The 281-nt window shown below is 54.8% G+C and carries 1 tRNA gene and 1 rRNA gene; both read left to right on the top strand.

What is annotated here, in order from left to right:
- Positions 1–86: 86 nt before the first annotated feature.
- Positions 87–162 (top strand) — tRNA-Thr (locus OGY67_RS00035).
- Between the two features lie 38 nt (positions 163–200).
- Positions 201–281 (top strand): 5S ribosomal RNA (gene rrf / locus OGY67_RS00040); the annotation flags it as partial.

The raw sequence follows: 281 nt of genomic DNA on the forward strand, positions 1-281 counted from the left end.
CTCAGAAGTGAAACGCCGTAGCGCCGATGGTAGTGTGGGGTCTCCCCATGCGAGAGTAGGGAACTGCCAGGCATCAAATTTAGTGTGCTGATATGGCTCAGTTGGTAGAGCGCACCCTTGGTAAGGGTGAGGTCCCCAGTTCGACTCTGGGTATCAGCACCAGTTTTTCGGTTAAAGTTCGGCACTTAGAAAAGAATTTGTCTGGCGGCTGTAGCGCGGTGGTCCCACCTGACCCCATGCCGAACTCAGAAGTGAAACGCCGTAGCGCCGATGGTAGTGTG

The sequence above is a fragment of the Citrobacter sp. Cpo015 genome, assembly GCF_030333035.1.
Classification (GTDB): domain Bacteria; phylum Pseudomonadota; class Gammaproteobacteria; order Enterobacterales; family Enterobacteriaceae; genus Citrobacter; species Citrobacter portucalensis.